Annotated in this window: 18 protein-coding genes; 16 read left to right on the top strand and 2 right to left on the bottom strand. The window is 66.7% G+C overall.

Annotated features, from left to right (window positions below; all coding sequences use genetic code 11):
• Positions 1 to 152 precede the first annotated feature (152 nt).
• The 5 genes from QNO08_RS11165 to ndk all read left to right on the top strand — a co-directional run bounded on the left by QNO08_RS11165 (position 153) and on the right by ndk (position 6,945).
• Positions 153 to 950: an SDR family oxidoreductase gene (locus tag QNO08_RS11165; RefSeq protein ID WP_229965419.1), complete on the top strand. Its 798-nt coding sequence runs from the start codon at positions 153 to 155 to the stop codon at positions 948 to 950.
• Between the two features lie 368 nt (positions 951 to 1,318).
• Positions 1,319 to 4,627, top strand: a complete 3,309-nt coding sequence (ileS, locus tag QNO08_RS11160) for an isoleucine--tRNA ligase (RefSeq protein WP_229965420.1) — start codon at positions 1,319 to 1,321, stop codon at positions 4,625 to 4,627.
• Between the two features lie 5 nt (positions 4,628 to 4,632).
• Complete coding sequence (locus QNO08_RS11155; protein ID WP_284155591.1) at positions 4,633 to 6,006, top strand: bifunctional folylpolyglutamate synthase/dihydrofolate synthase; 1,374 nt, start codon at positions 4,633 to 4,635, stop codon at positions 6,004 to 6,006.
• A 5-nt stretch (positions 6,007 to 6,011) separates the two neighbouring features.
• On the top strand, positions 6,012 to 6,485 hold the full coding sequence (locus tag QNO08_RS11150) for a DUF4233 domain-containing protein (protein WP_229965422.1): 474 nt from the start codon (positions 6,012 to 6,014) through the stop codon (positions 6,483 to 6,485).
• Between the two features lie 40 nt (positions 6,486 to 6,525).
• Positions 6,526 to 6,945 carry a nucleoside-diphosphate kinase gene (ndk, locus tag QNO08_RS11145; protein WP_229965423.1) on the top strand — a complete coding sequence of 140 codons (420 nt, stop codon included), beginning with the start codon at positions 6,526 to 6,528 and terminating at the stop codon, positions 6,943 to 6,945.
• 95 nt (positions 6,946 to 7,040) lie between these two features.
• Here the strand turns inward: ndk and QNO08_RS11140 are convergent, their stop codons facing one another.
• On the bottom strand, positions 7,041 to 8,153 hold the full coding sequence (locus tag QNO08_RS11140) for an SDR family oxidoreductase (protein ID WP_229965424.1): 1,113 nt from the start codon (positions 8,151 to 8,153) through the stop codon (positions 7,041 to 7,043).
• A gap of 131 nt (positions 8,154 to 8,284) precedes the next feature.
• Between QNO08_RS11140 and QNO08_RS11135 the strand changes: the two genes are divergently transcribed.
• Entirely contained in the window at positions 8,285 to 8,920 is a 636-nt protein-coding gene (locus QNO08_RS11135; RefSeq protein WP_229965425.1) for a CG0192-related protein, read from the top strand.
• Positions 8,921 to 8,952: 32 nt separating this feature from the next.
• On the opposite strand, the gene QNO08_RS11130 is transcribed toward QNO08_RS11135, so the two are convergent.
• Positions 8,953 to 9,576: a vitamin K epoxide reductase family protein gene (locus tag QNO08_RS11130; protein WP_229965426.1), complete on the bottom strand. Its 624-nt coding sequence runs from the start codon at positions 9,574 to 9,576 to the stop codon at positions 8,953 to 8,955.
• 425 nt (positions 9,577 to 10,001) lie between these two features.
• On the opposite strand from QNO08_RS11130, the gene QNO08_RS11125 reads away from it, so the two are divergent.
• The 10 genes from QNO08_RS11125 to rsfS all read left to right on the top strand — a co-directional run bounded on the left by QNO08_RS11125 (position 10,002) and on the right by rsfS (position 21,533).
• The gene (locus QNO08_RS11125) at positions 10,002 to 13,598 is read left to right on the top strand and encodes an Rne/Rng family ribonuclease (protein ID WP_229965427.1); all 3,597 of its coding nucleotides are present in this window, start codon (positions 10,002 to 10,004) and stop codon (positions 13,596 to 13,598) included.
• A gap of 332 nt (positions 13,599 to 13,930) precedes the next feature.
• Positions 13,931 to 14,242 (top strand): 50S ribosomal protein L21, encoded by a 312-nt coding sequence (gene rplU / locus QNO08_RS11120; protein WP_104053917.1) that lies wholly within the window; start codon positions 13,931 to 13,933, stop codon positions 14,240 to 14,242.
• Positions 14,243 to 14,333: 91 nt separating this feature from the next.
• A complete protein-coding gene (gene rpmA, locus QNO08_RS11115; RefSeq protein WP_104053918.1) occupies positions 14,334 to 14,597 on the top strand; it encodes a 50S ribosomal protein L27 in 264 nt (87 codons plus the stop codon).
• Positions 14,598 to 14,703: 106 nt separating this feature from the next.
• Positions 14,704 to 16,278 (top strand): GTPase ObgE, encoded by a 1,575-nt coding sequence (gene obgE / locus QNO08_RS11110; RefSeq protein ID WP_229965428.1) that lies wholly within the window; start codon positions 14,704 to 14,706, stop codon positions 16,276 to 16,278.
• A 52-nt stretch (positions 16,279 to 16,330) separates the two neighbouring features.
• Complete coding sequence (gene proB / locus QNO08_RS11105; protein ID WP_229965429.1) at positions 16,331 to 17,584, top strand: glutamate 5-kinase; 1,254 nt, start codon at positions 16,331 to 16,333, stop codon at positions 17,582 to 17,584.
• A complete protein-coding gene (locus tag QNO08_RS11100) occupies positions 17,581 to 18,900 on the top strand; it encodes a glutamate-5-semialdehyde dehydrogenase (protein ID WP_229965430.1) in 1,320 nt (439 codons plus the stop codon). Before proB ends, QNO08_RS11100 begins: the two co-directional genes overlap by 4 nt.
• Positions 18,901 to 19,040: 140 nt before the next feature.
• Entirely contained in the window at positions 19,041 to 19,280 is a 240-nt protein-coding gene (locus tag QNO08_RS11095) for a hypothetical protein (protein WP_229965431.1), read from the top strand.
• Positions 19,281 to 19,287: 7 nt separating this feature from the next.
• Complete coding sequence (gene nadD / locus QNO08_RS11090; protein WP_284155590.1) at positions 19,288 to 19,968, top strand: nicotinate-nucleotide adenylyltransferase; 681 nt, start codon at positions 19,288 to 19,290, stop codon at positions 19,966 to 19,968.
• Positions 19,969 to 19,993: 25 nt separating this feature from the next.
• Complete coding sequence (locus QNO08_RS11085) at positions 19,994 to 21,115, top strand: hypothetical protein (protein WP_229965432.1); 1,122 nt, start codon at positions 19,994 to 19,996, stop codon at positions 21,113 to 21,115.
• Positions 21,116 to 21,143: 28 nt separating this feature from the next.
• Positions 21,144 to 21,533 (top strand): ribosome silencing factor, encoded by a 390-nt coding sequence (rsfS, locus tag QNO08_RS11080; protein WP_229965433.1) that lies wholly within the window; start codon positions 21,144 to 21,146, stop codon positions 21,531 to 21,533.
• Positions 21,534 to 21,535 lie beyond the last annotated feature (2 nt).

Genomic DNA, 21,535 nt, shown 5'->3' with positions numbered 1-21,535 from the left:
GCGTGCGGCACTGTGCGCTGTGATGCGGGTTTGGCGGTGATGGCGGGCCTGGTCTTGCAACCAGTGCACGGAGCCGGACAAGCAGCGGCTGCACACGTAATACGGGGCCCGGGACCTGTGGAGCAGGCGGACCCAATGACTACAGTGGCTGCATGACTTCCGCCGTGACTTCCCCCGCGCCTTCAGCCGCCCAGTCCAGCCCCGTCCAGCGCGCCAAGCGCGCAGTAGTGACCGGAGCAAGCTCAGGAATTGGAGCGGCAGCTGTCCGCGCCCTGCGCGCCTCCGGCTGGGATGTCGTGGCTGTGGCCCGCCGGGAAGAGAAACTGCAGGCGCTCGCCGAGGAAACCGGCGCGCAGACCGTCACCGCAGATGTGACCGACAGCAAATCGGTAACGAAGATGGCCGAAGAGGTGCTGGCCGGCGGGGGAGTGGACGCGCTGATCAACAACGCCGGCGCCGCCTTCGGCATGGACTCGGTGGCCGAGGGCAAGCTCAGCGACTGGGAAGCCATGTACAACGTGAACGTCATCGGAGCACTCCGGGTTACCCAGGCATTCCTGCCCGCCCTGCGCGAATCCGGCCAGGGCTCCATCCTGATGCTGACGTCGACGGCGGCCCTGGCTGCTTACGAAGGCGGCGCCGGTTACTGCGCGGCCAAGTCGGCTGAACAGGCGCTCGCGGAAACCCTGCGCCTGGAAGAGGCGGAAAACAACGTGCGGGTCATCGAGATCCTCCCCGGCATGGTCAAGACAGCGGAGTTCTCCCGGAACCGTCTGGGGAACGAGGAAGCGGCCGAAAAGGTCTACGCCGGCGTCGCGGAGCCGCTCACCGCCGAAGACGTAGCGGATGTCATGGCCTATTCCCTGAACCTTCCCCACCACATCAACCTGGACAAGGTAGTGCTGCGCCCGCTGGCCCAGGCAGCAAACCACAAGGTCATCCGCCGGTAACGGCCATCCGCCGGCCAACGCGTTGCCGCAGCGGGCACGGCACGCCTTCGGTGTACTTCGACATCGCTGAAGCCGTGGCCTAAACTGGCGGGAGCAGCTTTGACCCGGCCATCACCGGTGAGCTTCCGGAAGAACAGCCCTGCCACTGCAACACGGGGCCCAGTAGAACCGGACGGGTAAGCCCGTCACAGCAGTCAACGAGCGGCAGCCCGGTTCGGCGGCGCATTGTTTTGCAGTTCACTGCAACGCACGGCGCGGACGACGACGGCGGCAAGCGAGGTGGTACCGCGGATTCCCGCAGGCTTTGAGCCGGCAAGGATTCCGCCCTCGCATCCTGTTTTTCACCAGAATTACTTGCCGCTATCAGGATGACGAATATGCCCTCTATCTATCCCAAGGCCACTACGGCCGCCGCCCCGGCAGAAAACGCCGCCCCGTCTTCCCCCCGGTTTCCGGAACTCGAAGAACGCGTTCTGAAGTACTGGGACAAGGACGGCACCTTCCAGGCCTCGATTGATGCACGGCCTGCCGGCAAAGACGGCGCCAACGAATTTGTCTTCTACGACGGCCCTCCCTTCGCCAACGGCCTGCCGCACTACGGGCACCTGCTCACCGGCTACGCCAAGGACCTGGTGGCCCGCTACCAGACCCAGCGCGGCCGCCGAGTCGAGCGCCGCTTCGGCTGGGACACGCACGGCCTGCCCGCTGAACTTGAGGCAATGAAGCAGCTGGGCATGTCCGACAAGGTCCAGATCGAGAAGATGGGCATCGACAAGTTCAACGACGCCTGTCGTGCCTCGGTCATGGAATATGCCGGCGAGTGGCGGGACTACGTCACGCGCCAGGCCCGCTGGGTGGACTTCGAGAACGACTACAAGACACTCAATGTCGACTACATGGAATCGGTCATCTGGGCCTTCAAGACCCTGCATGAAAAGGGCCTGACCTACAGCGGCTTCCGCGTGCTGCCGTACTGCTGGAAGGACGAGACGCCGCTGTCCAACCATGAACTGCGCATGGACGACGACGTCTACAAGGACCGCCAGGACCAGACCGTCACGGTGACCTTCCCGATCACCGCCGGCGACAACGTGCTCTCCGCCGAGCTCGAGGGCGTTCTCGCCATCGCCTGGACCACCACGCCCTGGACCCTGCCCACCAACATGGCCCTCGCCGTCGGGCCCTCCGTCCGCTACGCCGTGGTGCCCGCCGGCCCCAACGGCACCCCGCAGGGCGATCCGGCCGCCCGCTACCTGCTCGCCGAAGACCTGGTGGGTGCCTACGCCAAGGACCTGGGGTACGACGACGCCGACGCCGCCCGTGGGGCCGTCACCGCCGTGCACCTGGGCAAGGACCTCGCCGGACTGCGCTACGCGCCGCTGTGGGACTACTACACCGACACTGAGAAGTGGGGCACGGCCAACGCCTGGCAGATCGTCACCGCCGACTACGTCACCACGACCGACGGCACCGGCATCGTCCACCAAGCTCCCGCCTACGGTGAGGACGACCAGAAGATCTGTGAAGCCAATGGCATCCCGGTGATCCTCTCCGTGGACGAGGGTGGCAAGTTCCTGCCCATGTTTGGCGACGGCCCCCTGGCCGACATTGCCGGCCAGCAGGTCTTCGACGCGAACAAGGCGATCACCAAGGTGCTGCGCGCCGACGGCCGCCTGCTGCGCCAGGCCAGCTACGAGCACAGCTACCCGCACTGCTGGCGCTGCCGCAACCCGCTGATCTACAAGGCGGTCTCCTCCTGGTTCGTCGAGGTCACCAAGGTCAAGGACCGCATGGTGGAGCTGAACCAGCAGATCAACTGGATCCCGGACAACGTCAAGGACGGCCAGTTCGGCAAGTGGATCGAAAACGCGCGTGACTGGTCCATCAGCCGCAACCGCTACTGGGGCAGCCCCATCCCGGTCTGGGTCTCCGACGACCCCAACTACCCCCGCACCGACGTGTACGGTTCGCTAGCGGAACTGAAGGCCGACTTCGGCCGCCTGCCGGTGAACAAGGCCGGCGAGCCCGACCTGCACCGACCGTTCATCGACGAGCTGACCCGCCCCAACCCGGATGACCCCCGCACCCCGGAAGAGGGCCAGTCCACCATGCGCCGCGTGGAGGACGTGCTGGACGTCTGGTTCGACTCCGGTTCCATGCCGTACGCCCAGGTGCATTACCCGCACGAAAACGCCGAGTGGTTCGAGAATCACAACCCGGGCGACTTCATCGTCGAGTACATCGGCCAGACCCGCGGCTGGTTCTACACCCTGCACGTCCTGGCGACGGCACTGTTTGACCGTCCGGCGTTCCGCAACGTGATCAGCCACGGCATCGTGCTGGGCTCGGACGGGCAGAAAATGTCCAAGTCCCTGCGCAACTACCCGGACGTGTCCGAGGTCCTGGACCGCGACGGCTCCGACGCCATGCGCTGGTTCCTGATGTCCTCGCCGATCCTGCGCGGCGGCAACCTTGTTGTCACCGAACAGGGCATCCGCGAGGCAGTCCGCCAGGTCATCCTGCCGCTGTGGAACGTGTGGCACTTCTTCACGCTCTACACCAACGCCGCGGACAACGGCAACGGCTATGAGGCCAAGGCCCGCTACGAGTCCAGCGAACCGCTGGACAACTACATGCTCGCCGCCACCGGCGACCTGGTGCGGACCATGACCGGGCAGCTGGACAGCTACGACGTGTCCGAGGCCTGCGAAACGCTGCGCCAGTACATGGACACGCTGACCAACTGGTACATCCGCCGCAGCCGCAACCGCTTCTTCGACGAAGACGCCCAGGCCTTCGACGTGCTCTACACCTGCCTGGAAACGGTCTGCCGGGTCGCCGCCCCGCTGCTGCCGCTGATCTCCGAAGAGATCTGGCGCGGCCTCACCGGCGGACGATCGGTGCACCTGACCGATTGGCCGGACGCCGATCTGTTCCCGCAGGACGAGGCCCTGGTGGACCGCATGGACCGCACCCGCCGGATCGCCTCGGTGGGTTCCTCGCTGCGCAAGGCCGCGAACCTGCGGGTGCGCCTGCCGCTGTCCGAAATGACCGTCGTCGCCCCCGACGCCGAGGCGCTGGCTGGCCAGTTCGCGGCGATCATCGCTGACGAGCTGAACCTGAAGTCAGTCCGGCTGATGGAGGCTGCCGCCGCTGACCCGGCCGAGTTCGGCATCACGCAGAAGCTCGTGGTGAATGCCCGTGCCGCGGGTCCGCGCCTGGGCAAGAACGTCCAGACCGCGATCAAGGCCTCCAAATCCGGCGACTGGTCGGTGGACGACGCCGGAACCGTCACCGCCGGCGGCCTTGAACTGCAGCCGCAGGAATACACGCTGGAAACGGTCGTGGAAACCGCCGACGGCGAGTCCTCCAAGGCAGTCTCAGTCCTGCCCGGCGGCGGCTTCCTGGTGCTGAACACCGAGGTCACCCCGGAGCTGGCTGCCGAGGGCACTGCCCGCGACGGCATCCGCGCCATCCAGCAGGCCCGCCGCGACGCGAACCTGCACATCAGCGACCACATCCGCACCGTGGTCAAAACGTCGCCGTCGTCCGCCGCAGCGCTCGAGGCGAATGCCGAACTGATCAAGTCCGAAACCCTGACCGACGAGCTGGTTCTCACGGCAGTTACCCTTGCCGACGACGATGAAGAATTCACCGTCACCCTGGAGAAGATTTAATGAGCATGTCTGACGGACCCTCTGGAGCAATTGACGGTTTTTCCGTTGAGAGCGTCTATGCCGAGCTGCTGAGCCGGGCGCCGGAAAACAAGATGGAGCCCCGGATGGCTCCGCTGTTCCGGGCCATGGAGGTGCTCGGGGAGCCGAACAAGGCGTTCCCGATCATCCACATCACCGGAACCAACGGCAAGACGTCCACGGCGCGGATGATCGAAGCCGGGCTGCGTGCCTACGGGCTGCGCACCGGCCGGTACACCAGCCCGCACCTGAGCAAGGTCACCGAGCGGATCAGCATCGACGGCGAATCCGTTTCCGATGAGACGTTTGTGCGGATCTGGGATGAAATCCACCCCTACCTGGACATCGTCGACGGCGAACTGACTGCCGCCGGAGAGCCGCGCCTGACCTACTTTGAGGCCGTTACCATCCTGGCGTTCGCGGTCTTCGCCGACGAACCGGTGGACGTGGCGGTCATTGAAGTGGGTCTGGGCGGCATCACCGACGCCACCAACGTGGGCGACGGTTCGGTTTCCGTGATCACCCCGATCTCCCTGGACCACACCGAGCTGCTGGGCGACGACGTCGCCGACATCGCCATGGAAAAGGCCGGCATCATCAAGGAAAACGGGTTCCTGATCAGTGCCGCCCAGCCGATGGAGGCGGCCCAGATGCTGCTGGAGAAGGCCCGTGAAGTGGGCATCCCGTACCGCTTCGAGGGCGTGGAGTTCGGCATCGAATCCCGGGTCATGGCAGTGGGCGGGCAGATGCTCACCATCGCCGGACTCGCCGGGCGCTACGAGGACCTGCTGCTGCCGCTGCACGGCAAGCACCAGGCCGAAAACGCCGCCGTCGCCGTCGCTGCGCTGGAGGCCTTCATCGGCGGAGGAACCAAGGAACTGGATGTGGAGCTGCTGCGCACCGGGTTCTCCACCGTCACCTCGCCGGGCCGCATGGAAGTGGTTCGGACCGCCCCCACCATCGTGGTGGACGCCGCGCACAACCCGGCAGGTGCCAAAGCCGCTGCAGAGGCTGTGCTGGAAGCGTTCAGCTTCACCTCCCTGGTATTGGTGGTGGGCATTCTGGCGGAGAAGGACGCCGTCGGGATCCTGACCGAACTGCGCGAGACGCTCGGCGACCAGATCGCCGGAGTCTGCCTCACGCAGTCCAGCTCGCCGCGGGCCCTTTCGGCCGAAGACCTGGTTCAGGACGCCGTCGACGCCGGCTTTGCCGACGCGGACCTGCAGGTGGAACCGGGCCTGGACAACGCGCTGGAGTGGGCTGTCGCCAAGGCCGAAGAGAACAATGACCTGGCCGGCGGTGTCCTGATCATTGGGTCCATCACCGTGGTGGCCGAAGCGCGCACCCTCTTGGGAAAGTAAGGGCCATGGCAAAGCTGACCAAAGCCCAGCGCGAGTGGCGCCCGGGCATGCCCAAAAAGCGGCGCTCCGTGCGCATCATGTTCGCCTCCGTGGTCCTTACGCTGGAAGCGTTCCTGGTGATCTTCGCAACGCTCGCCGTTTTTGGCCTGCAGCGCGACGTCCTGAATCCCGCGATCATCCTCAGCGGCGGCCTCGTCCTGAGCGCAGCGCTGATCGCAACCTGCGCGTTTCTGTCCAAGCCGGCCGGTCCGGTGATTGGCTGGATCCTTCAGCTGGTGATCATCGCCACTGGCTTCCTGGAGCCGATGATGTTCCTGGTCGGAGCGCTCTTCGCCGGCACCTGGTGGTACGCGCTGAAGACGGGCATGCGGCTGGACCGCGAAAACCGCCAGCGGGACCGCGAGCAGGAGGAATGGGAAAAAGCCCATCCCGAAGGCTCGGCAGGCGCCGGCACTGCCGGCGAAGCGGCCACAGACTAGGCTTAGACCAGAAATCCGCAACTTGGCAAGGAGATTTACCGTGAGCACCGAGCGCACACTTGTACTGATCAAACCCGACGGCGTGGAGCGGAACCTCTCCGGAGCCATCTTGGCGCGCGTTGAAGCCAAGGGCTACACCCTGGCCGAGCTGAAGAAGGTGGAGGCCACCCGCGCCGTGCTCGAGGAGCACTACGCCGAGCACGAGGGCAAGCCGTTCTACGAACCGCTGGTGGAGTTCATGCTCAGCGGCCCGATCGTCGCGGCCATTTTTGAGGGTGCACGGGTCATTGAAGGCTTCCGGTCCCTGGCCGGAACCACCGATCCGACCACTGCCGCCCCGGGCACCATCCGCGGCGACTTCGGCCGCGACTGGGGAACGGCCGTGCAACAGAACCTCGTGCACGGTTCGGATTCCCCCGAGTCCGCGGCCCGTGAAATCGGCATCTGGTTCGGCAAGTAGTTTCCACCCCCGGGGAGCAGTTCCCCGGACAAAGAGGAGGCCGGCACCCACAGGGTGCCGGCCTCCTCTTTCTGTCTGTTCTCCGCTTACGGAGCCTAGGGAATCAGGCGTTCGGCGCGCAGCCGGTCAAAGAGCTCGATAAAAGCATCCTCCGTGCGGCGGTATCCGGTGAAGCCGGCCACCCGGCTCTTGCTCATGTCGGTGAGGACCTCCATTTTCCGGCCGAGGTCGGCGTCGGTGTGCCACCACGTTGCCAGCCGGCCGAGCTCGGGCTCTGCCAGTCCGTCCCGCACTGCCAGCTTTGTCCAGGCCTCGGACATGTCAGCCATCTGCACTTCCAGCGGCCGCGGCTCGGTGTCAAAGCCGGCGGGCTCGACGCCGAACCAGGCCGCCAGACGCGGCCAGAGGGAGCGCCAGCGGAAGACGTCGCCGTTGACCACGTTGAACGCTTCGTTGGCGGTGTGCTCATCGGTGGCGGCCCACACCATGTGCTCGGCGAGAAGGCCGGCGTCGGTCATGTCGGTGACGGAGTTCCACTGGGTTTCGGAGCCGGGGAAGGTAAACGGCAGTCCGAGTTCCCGGCACAGCGTTGCCTGTGCGGCCAGGGTCTGGCCCATGTTCATGGCGTTGCCGACGGCGAATCCGATCACCGTGTGGGCCCGGTGCACCGACCAGGCGAAGCCCTGGCGGTCGGCCGCAGCCATCAGTTCGTCTTCCTGCGCGTAGTAGAAGTTGTCCACCGGCAGTCGGGGTTCGTTTTCGGAGAAGGGGGTGTCGGGCATTTCCCCTTCCCCGTAGGCCTCGAAGGGACCCATGTAGTGCTTGAGTCCGGTCATCAGGGCCACGTGTTCCACCGGAGCGTGCTCCAGTGCGGTCAGCAGGTTCCGGACCATGGCTGAGTTGACGGCAATATTTTCGACCTCGGTGTCCTGGCGGGACCAGGAGGTAAAGAACACATGCGTCGGCTGCAGGTCGCCCAGCGCTGCGGCGAGGCTCTCCGGCGAGGTCAGGTCAGCTGCCACCGGGACGACGCCGGGGCGCGCCTCCGGCGCGTTGGCCGAGGCTCCCTTCCGCGACAGGGCCAGGACCGTCCAGCCCTGGCTCGCCAGGAGGTCAACGATTGCGGCACCTGCGATTCCGGTGGCACCGGCCACGAGGGCAGTGCGGGCGGAGTGGTCGGCTTGGTGCACGGGGATGGTTCTCAGCATGGTTCTCCTGCAGAAGTGGGGGTAGGTGCGCATGCGGCAAAAGTAATCCTGCCGATGCTGTTGTAGGCGACAACAGGACACCGGCCGCGGAAATTCCTGACGTCCGGCGTCCGTGCCCCTAGGCTGGGCGGATGGCACACATCTACCAAGCAGATCTGCATCCGGGCAAGATGGAACTCATCTCCTCCTGGCTGCCCACCACCGACTGGTTTCCCGGCGCCGGCCCGCTGGCCATCGAGGGGGTGGGCGCCTTTCGATTTGATGATCCCGACGGCGAAGTCGGCATTGAAACCCATCTCGTGGCCGCCGGGGCGAACGTGCTCCAGGTTCCCCTGACATACCGGGGCGCGCCCCTCGAAGGCGCTGAAGCGTTCCTGATCAGCACCATGGAGCACTCGGTGCTGGGCCGGCGCTGGGTCTATGACGCCTGCGGGGACCCCGCCTACGGACAGGCGCTGGCCGTTTCGATCCTGACCGGGCAGGGGCAGGCGGCCCAGTATTACGAGAAGGACGGCGTCCGGGAACAGATTCCGGAGACCATCACTGTCCGTGCCGGCGGACTGCCCGACGGCGCGGAGCTGGCTGAAGGGCCGCAGCCGGGACCCGCGGACCTGCCCGTCACGCGGATTCGGTCCGGAGACTGGGAGCTCTCCGTCGTGAGGGTGCTTGATCTCGGGGGAGAGGCCGTAGCCGATCCATCCCTGACCGCCGGCTGGAACGGGCAGGACATTCCGGTCCTGCTTGCCTGGGCCCTGCCGGTTGGCTGATCCGCTGTCCGGGCGCTGTCCGAGGCGGAAGCTCAGCCGAGGAAGGAGTTGATGAACCGGAAGAAGATCGAAGCGGCAGTGGCGACCCAGAGCAGGGAAACAATGACCCAGGCCCACTCCGAGGTGAACTTCACGAGTGCGGCCGGTGCCGGCAGGACACCGCGGGCCAGGTTGCGGACTGTGGCGAAGACAAACAGCGGAATCATGGCAGCCCACACCACGATGCAGTAAATGCACAGCACGTAGATGTCGAACAGTGCCTGGCTCCACAGCCAGACCACGAACACCATGCCCAGGGTGACGCCCGCCTGCAACCCGAGCCAGTACCAGCGCCGGAAGCCGGCGCCGGCCAGCATGGCGACGGCGGTGGTGATCACCACCGCGAATGCCACGATCCCGATCAGGGGATTGGGGAACCCGAAGATCGAGGCCTGCCAGGTCTGGAACACGGTGCCGCAGGAGACCCAGGGGCTGATGTCGCAGCTGGTGATGTAGTTGGCGTCGGCGTATACGCGCAGCCGTTCCAGAACCAGGATGGAAGAAGCCAGCCAGCCGACGGCGCCGGAGATAAGCAGGATCCAGGCAAAACCGCGCTCCGGCGCCCGCTGTTCGGCGGGCCGGCGGGTAACTTGCTGATTGGCGGTGCTGGAAGGCACTGGGATCTCCTTTGGCGGGTGCTGATATGTGTCGAGTCTATGCGCTGCTGCGGGCCAAAAAGTCGGGTGTGTGAGATAATGACTGTGGCTGATGGCGGAACCACATTCCGCCGCCGGTCCAGCGACAGGCTTCCGGTTCTGTCGGTGATGCTTCCCAAGCAGCTCGCCCATCAATCCGGATGGGAACCAGGGAATCCGCCGATCAGACCTACCCGTAGCGGCAACGTCGTAACGTGCCGACAGGTAGCAGGAAAAGCGCCGCTGGTCTTCGAGTGATACCGCGCCCTACAGCTGGCACGACCTCGGATGACATCCAGACGACTTCCGGCTGGCGGCAGGCAACTGATGCCCCCCGCACAGCCGACACATTGCCCGCTGGGCATTGGAATGTGGCCAGTGCCGCAGGGGCCGGAGCGAAGCATTTTATGAGTGATGCACTGAATAATGACCTAGCAGCCAGTAAAGAACCCGCGGAATCAGCGCCGGAGGCAAACTCCGCGCAGGTTGGAGATTCCAGCGAGACCAAAGCGCCCGCCAAGCGGGCCACCCGCAGCCGCCGCAAGTCGGTGGCTGCTTCTGCACCAGCCGAAAGTTCCGCCGGGACCGCCGGCACGACGACGGCCGCGAACACCGCCGATACGACGGCGGCCGCAGAAGCGCCCGCCGCCGAAGCGCCTGCTGCTGACGCCGCCGAAAAGCCGAAGCGCGTGCGGGCCTCCCGCCGCAAGACCGTTCCGGCCGGTGCCGCTGCCTCCGCGGCCGCAGGCACGGCAGCAGGGGAAACTGCCGCTGACGTGTTGTCCCCGGCAGCCGAGGAAGCCCCTGCTGAAGCCCCGGCTTCAGAGAACGAGACCCCTGCCGAAGCGGCACCGGTGAAGGCCGTCCGCCGTCGTCGTGCCCCTGCCAAGAAGGCAGCGGAAGCGCCGGAGGCCGAAACTCCGGAGGCCGCTTCGGCCGAAACCGCAGCTGTTCCGGCCGAAGCGGCCGTCGCTGACGCGCCGGAAGAAGTTGCCGCCCCGGAAGCAGCCGAAACCAAGACTGTTCCGAAGACGCGCACCCGCCGCCGCCCGGCCAAGGCCGCAGCGGAAAAGGCACCGGAGGCATCGGCCCCGGCCGAGAACGCCGCCGCGGAAGCCCCTGCACGGGAAGACACGCTCGCAGCGCCGGCGCCGGTGGCGGAGGAAGCAGAGGAAGCCGAGGAGCTTTCCAGCCTGAACCCCTTTGCCATTCCGGCCTTGCCGCTCTTCCACGCACCGGATCTGACCTCGGTCCGTGCGGTTCCCGTGCCGGAGGCCGGCGAGGACGCCGAAGAGGACGAGGATTCCACCGAAGACGCAAACCGCAGCCGGCGCCGCAGCCGCCGCGGGCGCAACCGCACCCGCAGCGAATCCCCGAATGCGGCCGGCGCGGACTCCGAGCAGGAGGCTGCCCCTGAGGAAGCCGCAGCCGGACCGGACACCGCCGAGGGCGTGACCTCACGCCGTCGTCGCCGTCGCCGCCGCGGCGATGCAGACCTTGAGCTGACCGGCGGAGCCGATGACGATCCGCCCAACACGGTGACCCGCGTCCGTGCGCCGCGTGCGCACGCTGAAGCACCCGTCTCGGACCGCGTCACCAGCGTCAAGGGTTCCACCCGCCTTGAAGCCAAGAAGCAGCGCCGCCGCGAGTCCCGCGAGTCCGGCCGCCGCCGCCATGTCATCACCGAGGCCGAGTTCCTGGCCCGGCGCGAGTCCGTCGACCGGCAGATGATCGTCCGCCAGCGTGACGACAGGATCCAGATCGGTGTACTGGAAGACGGTGTCCTCGCCGAGCACTTCGTCTCCAACACCCAACAGGACTCCCTGATTGGCAACGTGTATGTCGGCAAGGTCCAGAACGTGCTGCCGAGCATGGAAGCTGCCTTCGTCGACATTGGACGCGGCCGCAACGCCGTGCTGTATGCCGGTGAGGTCAACTGGGACGCCGCCGGCCTCGACGGCCAGCCGCGCCGCATCGAACTGGCGCTGAAATCCGGCGACTCTGTCCTCGTGCAGGTCACCAAGGATCCGGTGGGCCACAAGGGCGCGCGCCTGACCAGCCAGATCTCGCTGCCGGGACGCTACTTGGTCTACGTTCCGGGCGGTTCCATGACGGGCATCTCCCGCAAGCTGCCCGACGTCGAGCGCAACCGGCTGAAGAAGATCCTCAAGGACCACCTGCCCCAGGATGCCGGCGTGATTGTGCGCACGGCCGCCGAAGGCGCGTCCGAAGAGGAGCTGATGAATGACATCAACCGGCTCCGGGCGCAGTGGGAAACCATTGATGCCAAGGCGAAGTCCACCAAGACCCTGGCGCCTGAGCTTCTCTACGGCGAACCGGACCTGACCATCAAGGTGGTCCGGGACGTCTTCAACGAGGACTTCTCCAAGCTGATCGTTTCGGGCGAAGAGGCCTGGGACACCATTGAGGCCTATGTCACCTACGTGGCGCCCGACCTGGTGGGCCGCCTGGAGAAGTGGACCAAGGACGAAGACATCTTCGCTGAGAGCCGCATCGACGAGCAGATCGCCAAGGCACTGGACCGCAAGGTCTTCCTGCCCTCGGGCGGCTCGCTGGTCATCGACCGCACCGAAGCCATGACGGTGGTGGACGTCAACACCGGCAAGTTCACCGGCAGCGGCGGCAACCTCGAAGAAACCGTCACCAAGAACAACCTTGAGGCAGCCGAGGAAGTTGTCCGCCAGCTGCGGCTGCGCGACATTGGCGGCATCATCGTCATCGACTTCATCGATATGGTCCTTGAAGCCAACCGGGACCTGGTCCTGCGCCGCCTGGTTGAGTGCCTGGGCCGCGACCGGACCAAGCACCAGGTTGCCGAAGTAACGTCCCTGGGCCTGGTCCAGATGACCCGCAAGCGGATGGGCACCGGACTGCTCGAAGTCTTCGGGGAGGAGTGCGAGGCCTGTGCCGGCCGCGGCGTCATCACCCATGAGGTTCCGGTGGAGCACCGCCGCAGCACCAGCCACAACGGCAGCACCGGGAACGGCGTGGTGGCGCATGCGGTGTCTGAGGAGAATCACCAGCAGCACTTGAGGCAGGAAAAGCAGTCCCGCGGCGACCGCAAGCGTAACCGCAGCCGGGGCCAGGGTGCCCCGCAGCAGGCTGTTGCGGCGGCTGCCGAGGAGCCCGCAAAAACCGAGGAAGCGGGCAACACCGACGCCGAGCGGCAGGCCAAGGCCAAGGCCGAGGCGGCACGTGCGGCGCTGGCCACCATAGCGGCCGCAACGGCTGCCGCCCACGACGCCGTCGAGGCGGGCGAGCGGGCTCCCGGCGGTTCCAAGCCGGCATCGGAGGTTTCGGCCGCCGAAGCGCCGTCGGCAGCACCGGCCCCCGAAGATGGTGCAACCGATGCGGGCACCGTGCTGCAGATCCAGGGCGAAACCGTCGTGGTTCCGCGCCGGGACCGCCGCGCGCCGGCGCAGGAGGAGTCCCGCTTCACCCTGGAAAGCCTCACCGAGGCCTTCAACGAGGTGGCCGCAGCCGCCGCACCGGAAGGCCGGAATGCACCGGAAGCCCGGCAGGAGCCGGTTCGGTCCGCCGACGCGCGGAATGAGCCGCAGGCTGCCCGCACGGCACCCCGTCGTTCGCGGCGAAGCAGCGCCGCTGCCCGGAACGTGCAGGCAGCACCGCTGCAGGCCGCGCCGGCCCACAGCAGCCCGGAACCGGCCGCGGAAGCCCCGGAAGCCCCGGCAGCCGTCCAGCCGCCGGCTGCCGCACCGGTAGGGTCCGCCGCGCCGGTGGCTGACCGGCAGGCTGCCGCAGCTCCGGTTCGGACGCCGCGCCGCCGCCGTGCCGCCGGCAGCCCGCAGGGAGCAGCGGGAGCGGATGCCATCCAGACGGGCGGTACCGAGCCTGCGGCTGCGCCGGTGGCCGTCCGCCACGCGGCGGCGCCGGCAGCTGCCCAGAAGCAGGAGAAGCGTCGTGAGTCCGCCGGCAGTGCGCCCGTGATCCTGGGCGTCGGCGTCCCGGCTTCGGAGCTCTAACCGGCTCGGAAGCCCGCTCAGCAGTGCTAAAAGAGGAGGCGGCCATCCCCGCAACAGGGGGTGGCCGCCTCCTCTTCTGCCGGGAGGCCACGAAGCCGCCGGAAATGCTATAAAGTAGAGCGAGAGCAGTAACGCCCCGAAAGGGGTGTCCGCCCCGGGAAACCCAGCATTTGCGGGTTGTCGGTTACGTAGCGTAACCTTGAACTTCGGTGCGAACGCCTTCCAACCGTTTATCGGATACAGGGCGTGACTGCATGGCGCAAGGCGGGCACATATCCAGCCCAGCTAAATGCGCATCCAAGTATTAAACGTCGAGAGAAGTGAGTTCCCAAGTGGTGTACGCGATTGTCCGCGCTGGCGGCCGCCAAGAAAAGGTTTCCGTCGGAGACCTCGTAACCCTGGACCGCGTCCCCGGTGGAGCCGGCAGCACCTTTGAGCTGCCCGCCCTGCTATTGGTTGATGGCGACCAGGTCACCTCTTCCGCACAGGACCTGGCTAAGGTCACCGTGACGGCAGAGATCGTTGAGAATTTTCGGGGTCCGAAGATTGTCATCCAGAAGTTCAAGAACAAGACCGGTTACAAGAAGCGTCAGGGCTACCGCTCCTCGCTCACCAAGGTCAAGGTTACGTCCATCAACTCCTGATTCTCGTGCCGGCTCCATCAGGAGCCGGGAACGCGGGAAGCATCCCGCCCCCTGAGTTTCATAATCAGTTAGCAAAGGCAGGCAGTAGAAAATGGCACATAAGAAAGGTGCGAGTTCCACTCGCAACGGTCGCGACTCCAACGCCCAGTACCTCGGCGTAAAGCGTTTCGGCGGCCAGGTTGTCAAGGCAGGCGAAATCATCGTCCGCCAGCGTGGCACCCACTTCCATCCGGGTGAGGGCGTTGGCCGCGGAGGCGACGACACCCTGTTCGCTCTCGAAGCGGGCGCAGTTGAATTCGGCAGCCGTCGCGGCCGCCGCGTCGTGAACATCGTGGCTGCTGCAGCCGCCGAGTAATCACCGGCAAATAGCTTTTCCGACGGGGCGGGCCTTGATGGCCCGCCCCGTCGTCTTTTAAGCCGAGTAGAATCGGCATGAACAAAAAATTCCCTGAAGGAGAACCATGGCCAGCTTTGTAGACCGTGTAGTACTGCATGTTTCGGGCGGTACAGGCGGCCATGGTTGCGTGTCCGTAAAGCGTGAGAAGTTCAAGCCCCTGGGCGGTCCCGACGGCGGCAACGGCGGCGACGGCGGCGACGTCATCCTCCGCGTTGACTCCAGCGCAACCACCCTGCTCGACTACCACCACGTCCCGCACCGCCACGCCACCAACGGCGGCAACGGCATGGGCGACTGGCGCAACGGCAAGACCGGCGAAACGCTGATCCTGCCGGTTCCGGACGGCACCGTGGTCAAGAACAAGGACGGCGAAGTTCTTGCCGACCTCGTCGGCGAAGGAGCCGAGTACATTGCGGCCGCCGGCGGCCAGGGCGGCCTGGGTAACTCCTCGCTGTCATCCCAGAAGCGCAAGGCTCCCGGCTTTGCCCTGCTGGGCGTGCCCGGGGACGAGCGGGACATCGTCCTGGAACTCAAATCCATCGCCGACATTGCCTTGGTTGGCTTCCCGTCCGCCGGCAAGTCCTCGCTGATCGCCGCCATGTCCGCGGCCCGGCCGAAGATCGCCGACTACCCCTTCACCACCCTGATCCCGAACCTGGGCGTGGTGGAAGCCGGCGACGTCCGCTTCACCGTTGCCGACGTTCCGGGCCTCATCGAAGGCGCCTCCGAGGGCAAGGGCCTGGGCCACAACTTCCTGCGCCACGTGGAGCGCTGCGCCGCCCTGGTGCACGTGCTGGACTGCGCCGCCCTGGAGACCGAGCGCGATCCGCTGGGTGACCTCGACATCATTGAAAAAGAGCTCGACAAGTACACCGTCGACATGAGCTTCGCCGGCACTGACGGTGACGTTGTGCCGCTGAACAAGCGGCCGCGCCTGGTGGCCCTGAACAAGGTGGACGTCCCCGACGGCCGTGACATGGCCGAATTTGTCCGCCCGGAGCTGGAGAAGCGCGGCTACCGCGTCTTCGAGGTTTCCGCGTCCAGCCACGAAGGACTGAAGGCCCTGGGATACGCCATGGCCGAGATTGTCCGCGATGCCCGCACCGCAGTGAAGGCCGCACCGCCGCGGGTCAAGACCCCGACGCTGCGCGTCCGCAACGCCGACCACAAGGGCGGCTTCACCATTCGCCGCGAAGAGCGCAACATGGAACCGCTGTTCCGCGTCCTGGGCGACAAGCCGGTGCGCTGGGTTGCCCAGACCGACTTCACCAACGACGAGGCCGTGGGCTACCTGGCCGACCGCCTGGCCAAGCTCGGCATTGAAGACAAGCTCTTCAAGGCCGGTGCCCATGCCGGTGACGCCGTGGTGATCGGTGAGGGCGACGGCGTCGTCTTCGACTGGGAGCCGACCATGATCGGCGGCGCCGAACTGCTGGCCGCTTCGCCGCGCGGCTCGGATATCCGGATCGAAGACTTCTCCCGCCCCACCCGTGAGGAAAAGCGCGAGGACCACCAGAAGCGCCGGGACGCCCGCGCCGCAGCCCGCGCAGAGCTGGAAACGGAACGTCGGGCCGGAATCTGGACTGAATCCGTGAACTATAAGCACAATCCGCCGGCAGCACCCAAAGACGGCGAATAGCGGCTTAACACAACCCGCCCGGGTGCGGGGATACGCATAGGGTGGTGGGGACATGACTGAAAAAAACACAGCATCCCCCCGCCCTGTCCCCGCGCCCAAGCGGGCGCTCCGCTCACGCTCCGGCCTCGCCCGCGCACAGCGGATCGTCGTCAAAGTGGGATCCTCTTCCCTAACCTCAGTGGCCGGAGGCATCTCCGACGAGGCCCTGACCGGCCTGTCGGATGTCCTCGCCGCCCGCCACGCGCAGGGCACCGAAATTATCCTGGTGTCCTCCGGCGCGATTTCCGCCGGCCTGGCACCCCTGGGGCTGTCCAAGCGCCCCACCCAGCTTTCCTCCCAGCAGGCCGCAGCCTCAGTGGGGCAGGGCCTTCTGATGGCCAGGTACACCGAAGCCTTCGGCAAACACGGCGTCACGGTCAGCCAGGTCCTGCTCACCATCGAAGACCTGATGCGCCGCACCCACCACGCCAACGCCCACCGGGCCATGGAGCGGCTGCTGAACTTCGGCGTCGTGCCCATCGTGAACGAAAACGACACGGTGGCCAGCCACGAAATCCGCTTCGGCGACAACGACCGCCTGGCCGCGCTGGTGGCGCACCTGGTGAAGGCCGACGCGCTGATCCTGCTCTCCGACGTCGACGCCCTGTACGACGGTCCGCCCTCGGAGGGCGCCGTCCGCATCCCGGAAGTGACCGGACAGAAGGACCTCGAGGACGTGCGCATCGGCAAGGTGGGCCGGGCCGGCGTGGGCACCGGGGGCATGGCCACCAAGGTCGAGGCCGCCACCATCGCCGCCGAATCCGGCATCCCCGCCCTGGTGACGTCCACGGCGAACGCCGCCGCAGCGCTGGCGGGGGAGGACGTGGGAACCTGGTTCACCGGCCGCGGCCGCCGCCAGTCCATGCGCCTGCTGTGGCTGGCGCACGTGGCCCGGCTCCAAGGCACACTCGTGGTCGACGACGGCGCCGCCAGGGCGGTTGCGGACCGCCGCCGCTCACTGCTGCCGGCGGGCATCGTGTCCGTGGAGGGCCATTTCGAGCCCGGGGATCCGGTCGCCGTTGCCGGCACCAACGGAGCTGTCATTGCCCACGGGCTGACCAACTACGGGTCGGACGAACTGCCGCAGATGCTCGGCCGGTCCACCCGTGAACTGTCCAAGGAACTGGGCCGCGCCTATGAACGGGCAGTGGTGCACGTCAACGACCTGGTGGTCCTGCAGGACGGCGGGCAGGCCTCCGCCGCGTCCGCTGCCGCTGCGGGTTCCTCCGTTGCAACCCCGCAGACCCTCAATACACTGGGAGCATGAGCGCCGTGAAGACATCAGTTACCGACACATCAGCCGCCCCGGCCGACACCGCGGCGGCGGAAGCCGAAGCCGGTGTGCACACCGCCGCCGACCGCGCCCGGACCGCTTCCCGGATCCTGGCCCGCGCCAACCGGGCATGGAAGGACCGCGGACTGCTGGAAATCGGCAGGAACATCGTGGCCAAGCGGGACCTGATCCTGACGGCCAACGCCAAAGACACTGCCGCGGGCCGGGAGAAGGGAACCTCCGCGGCGCTGCTGGACCGCCTCACCCTGACACCGGAACGGATTGACGCACTGGCAGCAGCGCTGGAAATGCTGGCCGGCCTGCCCGATCCGGTGGGCTCCGTTGCCCGCGGCCAGACCCTGCCCAACGGCCTGCGCCTGCGCCAGGTGCACGTGCCCATGGGCGTGGTGGCAGCCATCTATGAAGCCCGGCCCAACGTCACTGTCGATATTGCCGGCCTCGCCCTGAAAAGCGGCAACGCTGTGCTCCTGCGCGGCGGCAGTGCCGCGGCGCAGACCAATGCCGTCCTGGTGGACATCATCCGGGATTCCCTGGACGCCGTCGGGCTGCCCGCCGACGCCGTGCAGGGGGTGGACGCGTACGGCCGCGCCGGCGCCAACGCGCTGATGAAGGCCCGCGGCAAGGTGGATGTCCTCATTCCGCGCGGCGGCCGGGACCTGATCCAGACAGTGGTGGCCAATGCCGCCGTTCCGGTGATCGAAACAGGCGAAGGCAACGTCCATATCTATCTGGACAGCAGCGCGCCGGTGGAGATGGCGGTGGACATCCTCCTGAATGCCAAGACCCAGCGGCCCAGCGTCTGCAACACGGTGGAAACCCTGCTGGTGCACCGCGACGCGGAGGCCACCGCCGACGTCCTGGCCGCCTTGGCCGCGGCCGGGGTACGCCTGCACGCCGATGAGCGGGTGCTGGCCGCCCTTCCCGCCGGAGTCGAGGCGCAGGCCGCCGGGGACGAGGACTGGGGGCGCGAGTACATGGACCTGGACCTGGCCGTGGCGATGGTCGATGACTTGGACGAGGCGCTGGACCACATCCGCCGCTGGACCACCGGGCACACCGAGGCGATCATCACCAACGACCTGGCCAATGCGGAACGCTTCATCGCCGAGATCGACTCGGCAGCCGTCATCGTGAACGCGTCCACCCGGTTTACCGACGGCGGCGAGCTGGGGCTGGGGGCCGAGGTGGGAATCTCCACCCAGAAGATGCACGCCCGCGGCCCCATGGGGCTGCGGGAGCTGACCACCACCAAATGGATCGTTCAGGGTGACGGGCAGATCCGCATCTGAGGCGGCCACGGGGATGGGTCCGCGGCACTCCCGGGTGCGCGGGTTCAGCCCCTCTGCGCTTACGCGTAGACTTGAAGGAAACCACGACTCCGTCAGCCATGCCGGCGGGTTAATAACTCATAGCTCTCTAGGGGAGATCCATGCTGATCCAGCTTTCCAGTGCTGTACTTGCTGCCAGTGAGACGGCCGAGGCACACGTGTCGATTCCGATGCCTCCGATCATGTACGCCGTCATCATCATGGGTGCCCTGCTGGCCCTGATGCTTGCCACCGTCTCCTTCCAGAGCCTGGGCCACCGCCACGAGGCGACGCCGGAGTATGTCGATCCGCAGCGCCAGTTCCCCAATAAGCACGACCACGGCCAGGGCATCGAGGGCTGATTCCTCCGTGGAATCAGGAGAAACCAACTTGTCGGCGGCACAGCCTCAGCCGCACGCCCGGCCGCTGCGCCTGGGCGTGATGGGCGGAACCTTCGACCCCATTCACCACGGCCACCTTGTGGCCGCCAGTGAGGTGGCTTCGGTCTTCGACCTGGACGAAGTGGTTTTCGTGCCGACGGGGGAGCCCTGGCACAAGTCGGCCCGGGAGGTCAGCCCGCCGGAGCACCGCTACCTGATGACGGTGATTGCGACGGCGTCGAACCCCCGGTTCACCGTCAGCCGCGTCGATATTGACCGCCCGGGTCCGACCTACACCATCGACACCCTCCGTGACCTGCGGGCAGCACGTCCGGAAGCGGAACTGTTCTTCATCACCGGCGCCGATGCCATGGCACAGATCCTCTCCTGGAAAGACATTCAGGAGCTGTGGTCGCTGGCCCACTTTGTGGGGGTCACCCGTCCCGGACATGTCCTGGAAAACATGGGCCGCGATGATGTCAGCCTGCTGGAGGTACCGGCCATGGCCATCTCCTCCACTGATTGCCGGGAGCGGGTGGCCGACGGGGAACCGGTCTGGTATCTCGTGCCGGACGGCGTCGTCCAGTACATCGCCAAGCACGGGCTCTATGAAGCTGAACTTCGGCACGCACAGCAGTCCCCAGCCCCCACGCAAGAACCCGTAGCATAACCAAACGAAACCGGATGGGTAGGAAATGACAAACGGTCCAGAGTCCGCAGACGCAGCGCGCCGCAGCCGCCGCGCGGATGACGTGCCGGCGGACGCCGCTGCCGGGCCCCGCGAGCGGGAATCCCAGCAGCGGGCCGGGGACCGCGAGGCCATGAGCGCATACAAGGCTCTGACGGACAAGCAGGCGCGTTCCGACGACGCCGCGAATCCGCCCACCCGCCGCCAGCTGAGGCTCCAGCAGCAGCGTGCCGCCGGCGCCGCGGGCGGAGGCACTGCGCCGGAGGACCCGGCTCCGGCCGGCGCTCCTGCGGTGGATGCGCCTCCCGCCAGCCTGCACCCGGTGCGGGAAGGCGGGCGCCGTGACCGGCGTCGTCGTGCGGAGGAAAGTCCGGCCCGCGGCCTCCCCGTCGTTGCTGTGGCAAAGGGCGCTGAAACGGTTGAAGATCCGAATTCCGATGTTGCCGGCATGACCGTCGAACAGGCCCTCGTGGCCCGGGAAGCGCTGCACGAGCAGGCCCGCAACCAGGTGGCAGCCATGGAGGCCATCCAGGCAGAGGACCCGCAGGCCGTCGATCTGGAGCTGCTGGCCCAGCAAAAGGCGCTGGCAGACCGTGCCGCGGTGCTGAACCGGCGCACTCAGAGCATGCAGCGGCTGTCGCCGGAAAACGAGCAGCGCAAGCCCTTGTCCAACGACCCGTCCACCGCGCACAACCTGGCGATGGTCACCCCCTTGGAGTTCGACCGGGTACCAGGCACTGACCGCCCTGTCATGCGGCGTCCGCCCACCTCCCATATACCCATCGTCACCTCAAACACCTCGAAGCAAGCCGGCCGTGAGGTCCCCGCACCGGCGCAGGGAACTCCCCGCGCCGGCGACAAACGCTTTGAGGTACGCCGGCCGTCGGGGTCCACCGACGTACGGCCCTCGCGCATCCTGGCCCGGGCGGATGCCCTGGTCATCGCGCCCCTGGATCCTGCCGAGGGCGTCAAGCCCGTCGGTGCACGAAGCGCTTTCGGGCTTGACCCGTTGGACGTAATGACGGCCGGACTCGGCCGTACCCGGCGACTGCGTTTTGTATCGTTGGGAATTGGTGGTCTGGGCGTGATTGCCCTGGCCATCTCAGTAGCAATAATCGTCGGCGGCTAAGGCAGCTGATGTTAAACAAGGAGACACTTTGAGCGCCACCGAATCATCCATCGACATTGCACGGGTGGCCGCCCAGGCAGCGTCCGGCAAGCTGGCAAACGACATCGTTGCCATTGACGTCAGCGAACGCCTCGCCATCACCGACGTGTTCCTGATCGCCTCGGCTTCCAACGAGCGCCAGGTCAACTCCATCGTGGACGGCATCGAGGAGGAGCTGGCGAAGAAGGGCCTCAAGCCCGTCCGCCGCGAAGGCCGCAGCGAGGGCCGTTGGGTCCTGCTCGACTACGCCAATGTTGTGGTGCACGTCCAGCACGAGGAAGACCGCGTCTTCTACGCCCTGGAACGCCTGTGGAAAGATTGCCCGGCAATCGACCTGCAGATCAAAGATGCAGCTCCCGCAACCCCCGACGCCGAGTAGCA

Origin of the sequence: Arthrobacter sp. zg-Y820 (assembly GCF_030142155.1) — a bacterium.
In the GTDB taxonomy this organism is placed as follows: Bacteria; Actinomycetota; Actinomycetes; order Actinomycetales; family Micrococcaceae; genus Arthrobacter_B.
The sequence above is the reverse complement of the archived record's forward strand: the minus strand, read 5'-3'. Positions and strand labels throughout refer to the sequence as shown.